The sequence below is a fragment of the Embleya scabrispora DSM 41855 genome (genome assembly GCF_000372745.1).
Classification (GTDB): Bacteria; Actinomycetota; Actinomycetes; order Streptomycetales; family Streptomycetaceae; genus Embleya; species Embleya scabrispora.
Map to the genome: position 1 here is coordinate 77334 of NZ_KB889671.1, position 13900 is coordinate 91233.

Annotated in this window: 11 protein-coding genes; 8 read left to right on the forward strand and 3 right to left on the reverse strand. The window is 72.2% G+C overall.

Features of this window, described 5'->3' with window-relative positions; genetic code table 11:
- Positions 1-4: 4 nt before the first annotated feature.
- Both A3IC_RS0123530 and A3IC_RS0123535 read left to right on the forward strand, forming a co-directional pair.
- Entirely contained in the window at positions 5-1108 is a 1104-nt protein-coding gene (locus A3IC_RS0123530) for an FAD binding domain-containing protein (protein WP_020552516.1), read from the forward strand.
- A complete protein-coding gene (locus A3IC_RS0123535; protein WP_020552517.1) occupies positions 1105-3297 on the forward strand; it encodes a xanthine dehydrogenase family protein molybdopterin-binding subunit in 2193 nt (730 codons plus the stop codon). Before A3IC_RS0123530 ends, A3IC_RS0123535 begins: the two co-directional genes overlap by 4 nt.
- Here A3IC_RS0123535 and A3IC_RS0123540 read toward each other — a convergent pair.
- A complete protein-coding gene (locus A3IC_RS0123540) occupies positions 3280-4983 on the reverse strand; it encodes a sensor histidine kinase (protein ID WP_245599390.1) in 1704 nt (567 codons plus the stop codon). The two genes, A3IC_RS0123535 and A3IC_RS0123540, sit on opposite strands and share 18 nt — an antisense overlap.
- Before the next feature lie 147 nt (positions 4984-5130).
- Entirely contained in the window at positions 5131-5706 is a 576-nt protein-coding gene (locus A3IC_RS0123545; RefSeq protein ID WP_020552519.1) for a hypothetical protein, read from the reverse strand.
- Positions 5707-5964: 258 nt separating this feature from the next.
- Between A3IC_RS0123545 and A3IC_RS0123550 the strand changes: the two genes are divergently transcribed.
- From A3IC_RS0123550 to A3IC_RS0123575, 6 genes are all read left to right on the forward strand, one after another.
- Positions 5965-6918 (forward strand): GlxA family transcriptional regulator, encoded by a 954-nt coding sequence (locus tag A3IC_RS0123550; RefSeq protein ID WP_020552520.1) that lies wholly within the window; start codon positions 5965-5967, stop codon positions 6916-6918.
- A gap of 201 nt (positions 6919-7119) precedes the next feature.
- The gene (locus A3IC_RS0123555; protein ID WP_020552521.1) at positions 7120-8865 is read left to right on the forward strand and encodes a glycoside hydrolase family 13 protein; all 1746 of its coding nucleotides are present in this window, start codon (positions 7120-7122) and stop codon (positions 8863-8865) included.
- A 29-nt stretch (positions 8866-8894) separates the two neighbouring features.
- A complete protein-coding gene (locus A3IC_RS66835; RefSeq protein WP_020552522.1) occupies positions 8895-9416 on the forward strand; it encodes a DUF4232 domain-containing protein in 522 nt (173 codons plus the stop codon).
- 121 nt (positions 9417-9537) lie between these two features.
- A complete protein-coding gene (locus A3IC_RS0123565; protein WP_020552523.1) occupies positions 9538-10689 on the forward strand; it encodes a N(5)-(carboxyethyl)ornithine synthase in 1152 nt (383 codons plus the stop codon).
- A 44-nt stretch (positions 10690-10733) separates the two neighbouring features.
- Positions 10734-11015 carry a hypothetical protein gene (locus A3IC_RS0123570; protein WP_020552524.1) on the forward strand — a complete coding sequence of 94 codons (282 nt, stop codon included), beginning with the start codon at positions 10734-10736 and terminating at the stop codon, positions 11013-11015.
- A gap of 236 nt (positions 11016-11251) precedes the next feature.
- Positions 11252-12157, forward strand: a complete 906-nt coding sequence (locus A3IC_RS0123575; protein WP_020552525.1) for a Gfo/Idh/MocA family protein — start codon at positions 11252-11254, stop codon at positions 12155-12157.
- A 100-nt stretch (positions 12158-12257) separates the two neighbouring features.
- Here A3IC_RS0123575 and A3IC_RS0123580 read toward each other — a convergent pair whose 3' ends face one another.
- Positions 12258-13541, reverse strand: a complete 1284-nt coding sequence (locus A3IC_RS0123580; RefSeq protein WP_158696073.1) for an MFS transporter — start codon at positions 13539-13541, stop codon at positions 12258-12260.
- Between the last annotated feature and the right edge of the window lie 359 nt (positions 13542-13900).

Here is a 13900-nt window from a genome sequence, read left to right on the forward strand (position 1 = left end):
CCGCATGCGTTCCTTCACCTACACCCGTCCGGCCGAACCGGCGCAACCCTGGACCGAACTCGGCCCGGACGCGATGTACATCGCCGGCGGCACCAACCTCGTCGACCTGATGAAGTGCGGCGTCGCCGCGCCGGGCCGACTCGTGGACATCGGCCGACTCCCGCTCGCGGACATCGAGGTGGACGCGGCCACGGACACGCTCCGGATCGGCGCCCTGGTACCCAACAGCGACCTCGCCGCGCATCCGGTGGTGCGCGAGCGCCTGCCCGTGCTCTCCCGCGCCCTCCTGGCCGGCGCGTCCCCGCAGTTGCGCAACCTGGCCACACTCGGCGGGAACCTGATGCAGCGCACCCGGTGCGGATACTTCCGCGACCTCGCGATGCCCTGCAACAAGCGCGTGCCCGACTCCGGGTGTGCCGCGCTGGACGGCGAACACCGCGGCCACGCGGTGCTCGGCACGAGCAGCCGGTGCATCGCCACCCACCCCTCCGACCTCGCGGTCGCGCTGCTGGCGCTGGAGGCGCGGGTGTCGATCGACGGGCCGAACGGCCCGCGCGCCGAGCCGATCGAGGCGTTCCACCTGCCACCGGGGGAGACCCCCGAGCGGGAGACCACGCTGACCCACGGCGAGCTGATCACCGCGGTGGAGGTGCCGATGACCACTCTCGGCGCCCACTCGTACTACCTCAAGGTGCGCGAGCGGGCCTCGTTCGCGTTCGCGATGTGCTCGGCGGCGGTCGCGCTGGAGGTGCGCGAAGGCACGGTACGGGCCGCGCGGATCGCGCTCGGCGGCGTGGCGACCACGCCGTGGCGGGCGTACGCGGCCGAGGCGGCGCTGATCGGCGGCCCACCGAGCACCGGCGCGTTCGCCCGGGCGGGGGACGCCGCCACGGAGGGCGCCGTGCCGGGCCGGGACAACGGTCACAAGGTCGAACTGATCCGCCGCGTCGTCGCCCGCGCCCTGAGCACCCTGGCCGCAACCGACACCCCGGCAACCGATACCCCGGCAACCGACACCCCCGCCACAGGCACCCCGAAATCTCCGGGCACCGGCGAGGCCCCACGCACCGGCGAGGCCCCCGGCAGCACGGAAGGGGAGCACCGATGAGCCCGCAGACCACTCCGTGGATCGGCGCCGCCGCAGCCCGCGTGGACGGCCCGGTCAAGGTCACCGGCACCGCGATCTACACCGGTGACGTGGCGCTGCCCGAACTCGCGCACGCGGTGCTGGTGCAGAGCACGATCGCCAAGGGCCGGATCACCGACATGGACATCGCCGCCGCCGAGACCGCACCCGGCGTCCTCGCCGTGTGCACCTCCGACGGGTCGCTGGGCATCGGCCGGGTCGCCTCGTACTACTCGGCCGACAACGGCCCGATGGGCGACGGCCGTACCCCGCTTTCCGACGCGGTGATCCACCACCACGGGCAGCACATCGCGATGGTGGTGGCGCAGACGCTCGAAGAGGCGGTGGCCGGCGCCGAGCGCATCCGTACCCGCTATCGCCACCAATCGCCGCTGGTCCGGATCGAGGACGCCATCCCGCAGACCCCGCCGGGCCGCGAGGACATCGTCCGGGGCGACCTGACCACCGGCCTCGCGGTGGCCGACGTGACGGTGGAGGCGTACTACGAGACGCCGCCGCAACACATGAACCCGATGGAACCGTGCACCACCACCGCGCACTGGGTGGGCGACCGACTCACGGTGTACGACTCGACGCAGTACGTGAGCGGGGTGCGGGATGCGCTGGCGAGCGCGTTCGGCGTGCCGCCGGCGAACGTGCGGGTGTTGTCCGGCTTCGTCGGTGGCGGCTTCGGCAGCAAGGGCACGGTCTGGCCGCACGTTCTGCTGGCCGCGGCGGCGGCGCGGCTGGTCGACCGGCCGGTCCGGCTCGCACTCACCCGACCGCAGATGTTCACCTCGTGCGGCACCCGGCCGGCCACTCGGCAGCGGATCGTGCTCGGCGCGCACCGCGACGGCCGGCTGACCGCGATCGGCCACGACGGCACCTCGGCGACCTCGCCCGGCGAGAACGTGGTCGAGTCGACCGGCGGGCTCACCTCGATCCTGTACGCCTGCCCGAATGTGACGATCCGTCAGCGGATCGTCCGGCTGGACATGCAGGCGCCGACCTTCCAACGGGCACCGGGGCGAGCCCCGGGATCCTTCGCGCTGGAGTCCGCGCTCGACGAACTGGCCCACGAACTGCGCATGGACCCGGTGGAGTTGCGGCTGCGCAACCACGCCGACGCGGACCCGTCGTCGGGCCGGCCGTGGTCGGGCAAGCACCTTCGCGAGTGCTACCGGGTGGGCGCCGAGCGGTTCGGCTGGGACCCGGCCGATCGCACCCCCGGCACCCGCCGCGAGGGCGACGTGCTGATCGGCACCGGGATGGCGTCCGCGACCCACGAGATGGACCCCGGTCCCGCCGCGGCGTACGCCGAGCTACGCGTCGACGGCACTGCGGTGATCGGGGTCGCGTCGCACGACATCGGCACCGGGACGTACACCGTGCTCGGCCAGATCGCCGCGGACGTGCTCGGCCTGCCGCCGGAGCGGATCATCGTCCGACTCGGCGACACCGATCTGCCCGAGGCGCCGCCGTCGATCGGTTCGCAGACCGTCGCCTACGTCGGTCCGGCGATCCGGCGCGCGTGCGAGGCGGTTCGCGACGACCTGCTCGCGGCGGCCGTCGCCGATCCGGAATCTCCGCTGTACCGGCGGGAGATCGGTGCGATCGAGTTCGGCCCGCGGACGTACGTCGCCGAACTGGCCCGGATCGGCGAGCCGTCCGTGTCGGCGGTCGGCCACCACCACCCGGATGCGAACTCGCGATACGCGGTGCACTCCTTCGGCGCGCATTTCGCCGAGGTCGCGGTGGACGCGCTCACCGGTACGGTTCGGGTGCGTCGCATGGTCGGCGCGTTCGACGTCGGCCGGGTGATCAACCCGCGTACCGCGCGCAGCCAACTGCTCGGCGGGATGACCTTCGGCCTGGCCCAGGCGCTGATGGAGGCGACCGTGATCGATCCGCGGCGCGGTCATGTGGTCGAGCCGCATCTGGCGGGCTACCACCTGCCGGTCAACGCGGACATCGGCACGTTGGACGTGCTCTTCGTCGGCGAACCGGACCCGCACATCAGCGATCTCGGCGCGCGCGGGGCGGGTGAGATCGGCGTGGTCGGCGCGGCGGCGGCGATCGCCAACGCGGTGTTCCACGCGACCGGGGTGCGGGTGCGTACGCTGCCGATCACGCCGGATCGGGTGGTGGCCGGCTCAGCCGTCGGCGGGTAGCCCGTCGTCGACCGGGGTCGGTTCCTTGGTCGGGATCCGCCTCGCGGTCGGCGTCCTCTGTTCGGTCGAATTCCGTTTCGCCGTCGGGACGGTCGCAGGCGCGACGGATGCGGGCGCGACGGCGGGTGCCGCAGCGGGCAGGGTGAAGGTGATCCGGGTGCCGGTGGTGTATTCGGTGTCGAGGGCGATCGTGCCCCCGTGGAACTCGACGATCTTCTTGCACATGGCCAGGCCCATGCCGTTGCCCGGAAACGCGTCGCGAGTGTGCAGCCGCTGGAAGAGCACGAAGATCCGGTCCGCCTGCGCCGGATCGATGCCGATGCCGTCGTCGGTCACCGAGATCCGCCAGATCCCGTCCACCTGCTCCGCGCCCACCACGACGTGCACCGGCCGGTCCGGCTCGCGGAACTTCACCGCGTTGGCGATCAGGTTCTGCAGCACCACGGACAACTGGGTGCGGTCGCCGCGCACGGTGGGCAGCGGATCGCGCGTCACCTCGGCGTCCGCCTCACGGATCGCGAGGGCGAGATCGCCGACGACCGTCTCGTACACGGCGTTCAGGTCCACCGCCGTCTCGTCCACGGGGCCGCGGCCGACCCGGGAGAAGGCGAGCAGGTCGTTGATCAGGGCCTGCATCCGGACCGCGCCGTCGACCGCGAAGGCGATGTAGCGGTCGGCACGCTCGTCCAGTTGCCCCTGATACCGCTTCTCCAGGAGGCGACAGAAGCCGGCCACCTTGCGCAACGGCTCCTGGAGGTCGTGCGAGGCGACGTAGGCGAACTGTTCCAGGTCGGCGTTGGAGCGGCGCAGCTCGGTGGCCCGCTCGTCCAGGCGGCGGCGGGCATCGTCGGAGAAGGCCAGCTCGTCGGCGAGTCGGCGGCGCATCGCCTCCATCGCGTCGGCCAGCGCGCGCAGGTCGGCCGGTCCGCTGGGGGTGATCGGGTGCCCGAAGTCGCCCCGGGTCACCACGTCCGCATCGGCCACCAGTCGACTCACGGGCAACGTGACGCCGCGGCGCAGGCCCGCGAACACCATGATCACGCCCGCGACGATCACCAAGGCGATCGCGCTGAACACCCACGTACGCAGAGCGCGGACATCCTGGAGGTCGGCCCGGGCGATGTCGCGTTGGCGCTGGAGGTGGTCCACTTGGGCGCGGGTCGCCGCGCGCAGCGCCGTATAGGGCGACGGGTCGGCGACGGCCGCGCGTACCTCCGCCGGCGGCGCCGTCCCGGGCGCGACGGCCAGGGCCGGGCGGACCACCCGGTCCTCCCACACCCGAGCGCGCTCCAGCACCACCCGCAGATCGGCGGTCGCGCCGGTGTCGTCGCGCAACAGCTCGCGCAGCACGGCGACCTGCTCGCGCTCGGTTTCGCGACCGGCCGAATACGCGTCCGGAAGCGGCGCGTTGCCGGACAGGACGCGGTCCCGGATGGCGGCGTCCTGATCGGCGTACGCGGTCTCCAGCCGCACCGCGGCGATCAGCGCCGGCGAACTGTGGTCGACCAGGTGCCCGTTGACCGACGTCGACCGCGCGAACACCCAGGTGCCCAAGAGCGCGAGCAGGACCAGCACGGCCAGCGTCGCGGACACGCCCACGAGCAACCAGCGTCGGGTGTCCCATCTCCACCGGCGCGGGTCGTTCGACGACTCGGATCGCGGGTCGTCTTCGTCGAGTTGCTCCACCACATCGTCCCCATCGTCGCGAACCCGCGGCCACGCCGGCCGTGAGCCCGGACGCCGTACGGGATCGATACCTGCCCGGATCGCGGATCTTTGCACCCGGCGGGGACGTGTGATCGAACACCGGCGGGCCGGCGCGGGGGCGGGCGATCAGGCGCCGGTGGTCGAGCCCGGTCGCACGATCATCAGGACCGTCACGGTCGCCCAGAGCAGGTTGAAGACGCCGGTGAACATGGCCAGCCGCGCGGTGGCGCGGAACGCGGCCGACGGTGGGGCGGGCGACGTGGGCTCGGGAGCGGGTTCGGCCGCGGCGGCATGCGCAGGCGCGGCTTCGGTCGCGGGTACGCGGCGGGCGGGCGCGGGCTCGGTGGTCGCGGGCTCGGTGGTCGCGATGGTGGCGAGGAGGGCGTCCTGGCGGGGGAGTACGAGCAGCGCCAGGACCGCCGCGGCGAGCGCGGTGAGCACGATCGAGACGATCAACCAGGTGTCCCCGAGCACGTCCATGTTCAGCGCGACGCCCAGGCCGAAGACCGGCACCACTACCCCGACGACCGTGTAGACCCGGCAGATCCGGTGCAGGTTCCGGACGATCGCGAGGGCGTGTTCGTCGTGCGGAGCCGCGAGGGCGTGCCGGGCGGCGGGCGGGAACATGCTCGCGGCGACCGTCACCGGTCCGATCGCGATGATCGCGGCGAGTACGTGGATGGCGAGGAGGAACTTGGTCACGGACCGAGGCTAGGAGCGCTGCCGGGGTGCGACGAGTGGCAATAATGACACTCTTCCACGGATTCTCGCCAGGCGAATTCAGCGGCCGGCGGCAGCCGTGGAGTGCGGCAACAGCGTCGAACAGCCTTGACGCCGATGACCCTGCTCGGGCCTTCGACCTGTGACAGCGGCTACCGCAGGCGCCGACCACAGCGCGACCGTCGCGGCGTCGGCTTTCCCACGTTTGGCGAGAATTGGGTGAACGCATAGCTTATTGCCATGCATACCGTCGCCATTCTGGCCCTGGACGGCGTCATCGGCTTCGATCTGACCACGCCGATCCAGGCTTTCGGGCGCACTCGGTTGCCGGACGGGCGCTCCGCCTATCGGGTGCGCGTGTGCGCGGTCGAGGCGGGCGCCGAAGTGGACGCCGGCGAGTTCACGCTGCGCGCGCCATGGGGGCTGGAGGCACTGGCCGAGGCGGACACGATCATCTGTCCCGGCCGGACCGACCCGACCGAGCCCACGCCCGCGGCCGCGGTCACCGCGCTGCGGGAGGCCGCGGCGCGCGGGACTCGGATCGCGTCGATCTGCGTGGGCGCGTTCGTGCTCGCCGAGGCCGGCCTCCTGGACGGTCTGCGGGCCACCACGCACTGGCTCGGCACGGCCGAGCTGGCCGAGCGCTATCCCGAGGTCGTGGTGGACCCGGACGTGCTCTACATCGACAACGGCTCGATCCTGACCTCGGCCGGTGCCGCCGCCGGCCTGGACCTGTGCCTGTACATGATCCGCCTCGACCACGGCTCGGCGGTCGCCGCGGACAGTGCCCGGGACGCCGTGATGCCCCTGGAACGTGCGGGCGGCCAGGCCCAGTTCATCGTGCACGAGCCCCCCGCCCCGGACGGCGCCGGCCTGGAACCGCTGCTCGGCTGGTTGCGCGAGCACAGCGACCGCGAACTGCTCCTGGACGACATCGCCGCGCAGGCCGGGATGAGCGCACGCAGCCTGAACCGGCACTTTCGCCAACAGACCGGCACCACCCCGCTGCAATGGCTGCACCGAGTCCGGATCAGCCGGGCCCAGCACCTCCTGGAAACCACCGCCCACTCGGTGGACCGGATCGCCGCCCAAACCGGCTTCGGCTCGCCCACCGCCTTCCGCGACCGCTTCAAACGCGTCACCGGCACCACCCCCCAGTCCTACCGCCGCGCCTTCCGCGCCCGCACCACGTAGCCACCGGCGGCCACCGCGGCCGGCGAGCCCTTGGTCGTCCGCCCACCGCTGCTCGCCCCGCTCGCCGTTCGCCCGCTCGTCTCGCCCGCCGTTCGCAACGCCCGTCGTCCGCCCGCGGATCGGTGAACCAGGGCTCCGTGGGGCAGGACAGTCACGAGCCCTGATTCGCCGGGGCGTGATGTGGAGGGGGTGGGTCGAGGGATGGCACTCGACGGTGTGGGGGCCGCGGACGACGTGTGGTGGAAGTCCGCCGTGGTGTACCAGATCTATCCACGCAGTTTCGCCGACTCCGACGGCGACGGGATCGGGGACCTGGCCGGGATCACCGCCCGACTCGACTACCTGGCGGACCTCGGGGTGGACGTGTTGTGGTTGTCGCCGGTGTACCCGTCACCGCAGGACGACAACGGCTACGACATCAGCGACTACCGGGACATCGAACCGATGTTCGGCACCCTGGCCGACTTCGATCGGCTGCTCGCCGCGGTACACGAGCGCGGCATGCGGCTGGTGATGGACCTGGTGGTCAACCACACTTCGGACGAGCACCCGTGGTTCCGCGAATCGCGCGAGGGGCCGAACAGCGCGAAGCGGAACTGGTATTGGTGGCGGCCGGCACGCAAGGACGTCGACACGACCGGGGATCGGGCGGGGGAGGAGTCGCCGGACGCGCCCGGCGCGCCGCCGAACAACTGGGGGTCGTTCTTCTCCGGGTCGGCCTGGCAGCACGATGCCGGGAGCGACGAGTACTACCTGCACCTGTTCTCGCCCAAGCAGCCCGACCTCAACTGGGAGAACCCCGAGGTCCGGCAGGCCGTACACGCGCTGATGCGATGGTGGCTCGATCGCGGCGTCGACGGCTTCCGGATGGACGTGATCAACCTGATCTCGAAGGACCCCGAGCTCCCGGACGGGCGGCTGCACGGGGACGGCCTGTACGGAGACGGCTCGCCGTACTACATCTGCGGCCCCAGGGTGCACGAATACCTCCAGGAGATACACCGCGAGGTCTTCGCCGGTCGGCCCGAACGCCTGCTCACCGTGGGCGAGATGCCCGGGGTGACGCTGGAGCAGGCCCGGCTGTTCACCGATCCGGGCCGCGGCGAGGTGGACATGGTCTTCCAATTCGAGCACGTGGGCCTGGACTTCGGCCGGCACAAGTTCGACGTGCGGCCACTGCGCCTCACCGACCTCAAGGCTTCGCTGGGTCGCTGGCAGACCGGCCTCGCCGAGGTGGGCTGGAACAGCCTGTACTGGAACAACCACGACCAGCCCCGGATCGTCTCCCGGTTCGGCGACGACGGCCCCGAACACCGGGTGCGCTCGGCGACCATGCTGGCCACCGTGCTGCACCTGCACCGCGGCACGCCCTACATCTATCAGGGCGAGGAACTGGGCATGACCAACGCGCCGTTCGCCACGATCGAGGACGTACACGACATCGAGGCGCTGGGCCACTACGCGCAGGCGGTGCGGGCCGGCGAGGACCCGGACCGGGTGCTGGACGGACTGCGCGCACACGGCCGGGACAACGCCCGTACGCCGATGCAGTGGGACGCGTCCGAGCACGCCGGCTTCACCACCGGCACGCCCTGGTTGCCGGCCAACCCCAACCACATCACGATCAACGCCGCGGCTGCCGTGGCCGATCCGAACTCGGTGTATCACCACTACCGCCGGCTGATCGCCCTCCGACACACCGAACCGGCGGTCGTACACGGCGACTTCACCATGCTGCTCGCGGAGGATGAACGGCTGTACGCCTTCACCCGCCGCCACCGCGACACCACGCTGCTCGTGCTCGCCAACTTCACCGGCGAGGCGGTGGCGGTACCGGCCGGCCTGGCGGCGGAGTGGGCGCGGGCGCCGCTCGTACTCGGCAATGCCGGGCCGATCGACGAGATGGTGCTGCGCCCGTGGGAGGCCCGGGTACATCGGCACGTGTAGCCGGCCGGCAAGTCGGATACAGGCGGTGCATGAGGATTATCGTTTCCGTCACCACACTCGCCCTCGCGTCGTCCGTCCTGGTCGCGGGCGCGGCCACGACGGCCGGCGCCCAGGAGAGCACCATCGGGCGGCTGCGCACGTGCGCCGAGGGCTCGCTCGGCTACGACGCACACGCGCTGCCGCCGATCGCGGGCAGCGTCGTGCTGGTCACCGTCACCAACCTGACCGACTCGGCCTGCACGATCGACCGGTTCCCGACGGTGACCTTCGCCGGCCTGGACGGCACGGCGCAACCGGTGCCGTCGGTGCCGAGCGGTGTGCGGCGGATCGACGCCGCCGGGAAGTTGTACGCGGCGCTGCGCACCGACGACCGCGGCGGCGCGGCGCGGTACGTCCCGAGCCTGACCGTCGCGGCCCACCCGGCCCACGTCGGCGGCACCTTCACCGCGAGCGAGATGGGCGCACCCACACCCGGCATCGCCGTGTCCGACCCGATCACCACGCAGTGGCAGAACAGCGTGGACGAGGCGGTGGGCGCGCTCCCGGAGTGACCCGGGCGGCGGGGCCGCGCGGGGCCGCGCGGTCCGTACGGCGGCCGGTACCGCGGTCGGGTGAACGCCATGGCGGATACTTGGGGTCTACCTAAGGAATCTCATGATTCGCAGGACTCGCATGACCCTCGGCATTCTCGGCTCCTCACTGAAGGAGAACGAGCACCGGTTGCCGGTCCACCCGCTGCACATCGAGCGGATCGCCCCGGACGTGCGCGAACACCTGTTCCTGGAGGAGGGGTACGGCGAGCGTTTCGGCGTCGCCGACGCGGAACTCGTCCGGCACGTGGCGGGCCTGCTCCCGCGTAAACGGTTGCTCGCCGAGAGTGATGTGGTGCTGCTGCCCAAACCCACCCACGAGGACGTGGCCGCGTTGCGCGACGGCCAGGTGCTGTGGGGCTGGCCGCACTGTGTGCAGGATCCGACGATGACCCAGCTGGGCATCGATCGCAAGCTGACGATGATCGCGTGGGAGGAGATGAATCACTGGACCGCGTCGGGCGCGTTCAGTGTGCACGTCTTCCACAAGAACAACGAACTGGCGGGCTACTGCTCGGTGTTGCACGCGCTGGCGCTCGGCGGTGTGACCGGCAGCTACGGTCGCCGGATGCGGGCGGCGGTGCTCAGCTTCGGGGCCACGGCGCGCGGCGCGGTGATAGCGCTGGAAGCGATGGGCGTTTCGGACGTGACGGTGCTCACCGCGCGGGACGCGGTGGCGGTGGCGTCGCCGATGCCCTCGGTCGTGATGGGCCACTTCCGGTTCGGCGAGGACGATCCGACGCGGTTGGAGGCGCTCACCGAGGATGGGCCGGTGCCGCTCGGTACGCATCTGGCCGGCTACGACATCGTGGTGAACTGCATACGGCAGGACACCGACGCGCCCTTGACGTTCGTGCTGGACCGGGACCTGCCGGAGTATCGGCCGGGGTCGTTCTTCATCGACGTCTCGTGCGACGACGGCATGGGCTTCGAGTGGGCCCATCCGACCACCTTCGAGGCGCCGACCTTCACCGTCGGCGACAACTGCCAGTACTACGCGGTCGATCACAGCCCGTCCTATCTGTGGGATTCCGCGACGTGGGAGATCAGTGAGGCGCTGATGCCCTATCTGGGCACGGTCATGGACGGCCCGACCGCCTGGGACGCGGACCCGACCATCGCGAAGGCGATCGAGATCCGCGACGGCGTCGTGCAGAACCCGAAGATCCTCAGCTTTCAACACCGTTCCGCCGACTACCCACACCCGGCGATGACGGCCCACGCGGGAGGATGACGCGGGCGGTTGCCGCGGGCGGGGCGGGGGGACGATGCGGATTCGTGGGCGCGGGCTACGACGTCGAGGTGGATCCGCCGGGCGAGGTGGCCGACTGGACGCGGGTACGGGCCGGGGCACCCACCGGGTTCTCACCCGTGCGCGGCGGCATGTCGGTGTCGGGCCGGCTGGAGCAGGTCGTCCGGGACGGTGAGCCGCAGGTCCTGATGCGGCTGGGTCCGGGGATCATGACGGTCGACGTGGCGCGGGGGTTCGAGGAGTTGTCGTTCGGCGACGTGATCCGCTTCGAGGTTCCGTGGGTCGAACTCTGGCCGTACGTGGTGTGAACACGCGCGCCGAAGGCCCTGCGTGTGCTGCGAGGGTCTTCGGCGCGGGTCGGCTTGCGCGTCTGCCCGGTCACTCGTCGTCGCGGTTCGGGCGGTGGGCGCCGCCGCGTTCGGGCGTCGTGGAGCCGGGGGAGCGCGGATCGGTGGCGTGGTGTGGGTGGGGCGACGCGGGGGCCGGCTGGGGCGGGGCTAGGGTCGGGGCGACTTGATCGTTGTTCGAAGGGGACGTCCGGATCATGCGTCTTGCGTTTGCCGGATTCGCGCACAGCCACCCGTTCACCGACGCGGGTGTGGCCCGTGACCTGGGGGTGCGGCGGATCGATGGCTGGGATGCCGGTGAGCCGGAGCGGTTCGCGGCCTTTCGGGAGCGGCACGAGTGCGAACCGGCCGAGTCGCTCGCGGAGTTGCTCGGCCGCCGGCCGGATGCCGTGGTGGTCACCGTGCGGCCGGCGTTGATCGCGGACACCGTGGCCCGGGTCCTGCGAGCCGGCGTGCCGTGCTTCGTGAACAAGCCGGCCGCCGCATCGGCCGCCGCGCTCGCCGAGTTGGATCGGGCCGTGGCCGGGTACGAGGAGCGTTTCCTGACCACGTCCGTACTGCGCTTCGCGCCCGCCGTGACGGAGTTGGCCGAACGGATCGCGGGCCGCCGGGTGTTGAGCGCCCGGGCGCTGGTCCGGCACGACATCGCCGGGTTCCTGACGCCGGAGCGCGCCTGGCAGGACGATCCGGCCGAAGGCGGTGGCACCCTGGTCTCGCTCGGCCTGCACGGCGCCGAACTCCTGGACGCGGCGGCCGGCCCCGGCGCGCGGGTGCTGGCCGCGACGGGCTCGGTCCTGGTACATCCGACCACCCGCTCGGAGGACGTCGGCGCGATCCTGCTCGGCTGGCCCGACGGCCGCGTGGGCACGATCGAGGTCGCCGGGGTGGGCGGCGACGAGGTCTACGAGGTGGCCGTACAGACCGAGGACGGCGTCGAGACCGCCCGCCTCGGCGGCACCGACTGGCAGGAGGCCCTCGGCTACCGGGCCACCATGCGCGCCGTACTGGCCATGGCCGCCGGCGATCCGTCCCCCGTCCCCTGGCCCCGCACCCGCGCAGTCCTCACCTGCGCCACAACCGCGGCCACGCTCTCCCGAACCTGACTCACCCGCGCAGACACCCGTCGCCCACTGCCCGGAAAGCCCGAGCCCGGCCAACCCTTCGCCGCGCCCGTCGCATCGCGCTCGGGCCTTCGGGGCGTGGTCAGGGGCGGGGCTTGGGGTGGGTGGTTTTGTGGAGGATGGGGAGGGAGGCCAGGAGGAGGATGGGGAGGAGGAGGAAGGCGGTGCGGACGGGCATCAGGTCGGTGGCCAGGCCGAGCAGGAAGGGGGCGCCGCCGGCTGCCAGGGTGGTGGCCACGGCGAGGCGGGAGACGGCCAGGTCGGCTCGGCCGGCGGCGGCGCGGATGGCCGTTGCGGTGGCCAACGGGAACTGTACGGACATGCCCAGGCCGGAGACGAACAGGCCGAGGTAGGCGAGCCAGGGGACCGTGGCCGACCAGAACAGGGCGAAGCCGACCAGGTTCACCGCGACGGCGCTGCCGTACAGCCGGTCCAGCGGGATGCGCAGCGCGAGCCGACCGCCCGCCAGGCGGCCCAGGCACAGGCCGGCCACCACGGCGGTCATCGCGGTGGCGGCGGCGCCCTCGGACATGCCGGTACGGTCGCGCAGCAGCGTCGAGGCCCACAACGACAGCGAGAACTCGACGCCCACCGAGCAGACCGTCAACAGCCAGGCCCACCAGTACGCGGCGGGCAGCGACCCACTCGACGTCGAGGCCGGCGAGGCCCCTGTGGCCCGTGAGTCCGGCGATTTCGGCGAGGGCGAAACCGTGGGCGCCGACGGCGACGGCGACGGGGGCAGCGGAGCCGCCGAACCCGGCGACCCCGCCGAAGGCGACCCCGGCGCCGCCCGCGAAGGCGTCGCCGCGACCACGTCCGGGATCTGCGTCCGTCCGAAGCCCGCCGCCAGTGCGCCGAAGAGCACCGGGACCACCACCATCGCCCAGCGCCAGCCCGGCCCGGACGAGTCCATCACGCCGATCAGCAGGGGTGCGGCCATGCCGACCCCGGCCGCGAGGCCGTTGGCCTCGCTCAGGGCGCTCGGGCCGGCGATCGGGCCGTGGTGGTCCGCGAGCGCGGTGCCGGCCACGTTGACCACCAGGAACGCGCCGAAGCCGCACAGCAGGGCCGCGCTCAGCGACACCGCCGGCGTCCCGGCCGCGCAGTACGCCAACACCCCCGCACTCAACAACCCACAGCCCGCCCACAACGTGCGCCCACGCCCGAACCGGCGCATCGGCCGGTCACCGAGCAGCGCGATCAACACGCCGGCCCCCGCGTACGCCGTACTGTGCAGCGCCGCCACCGCGTTGCTCACGCCCAGGTCGTCGCCCAGCAGCGTGACGGACGGCCCGAAGCAGTAGAGGAAATAGCCGAAGGCGGCCATGTGCAGATACAGCAGCCAGGTCGCGCGGTCACGGGTCAAGCCCGACACCGAACCGCCGGTCACGCGAAATCGCCCACTGCCGTCCTCGTCCGCATCATGTGGGCCCCGTCGCGAATGGTCCCGCCCCGCCGGGATCGTATGCGACCGACGTGAACACCCGGCCACCGGCCGCCGAGGCGGGAAGACCACGGCAACCACCGACACCTGCCACCCACCCGACGCCGCACCCCCGGATCAGGCTGTACGCCCCCACCGGGCGCGCGGCAGCCGCAGCCGTTGCGCCGCGCCCCTCCGGATCCGCCGGCGCCCCCGACCGCCAGGGCCACAGTCGATCCGGATCCGGACACCCCCGCCTACCACCGACGCTTCCCCGCCCAGCCGACACCGCCCGCCCGGAC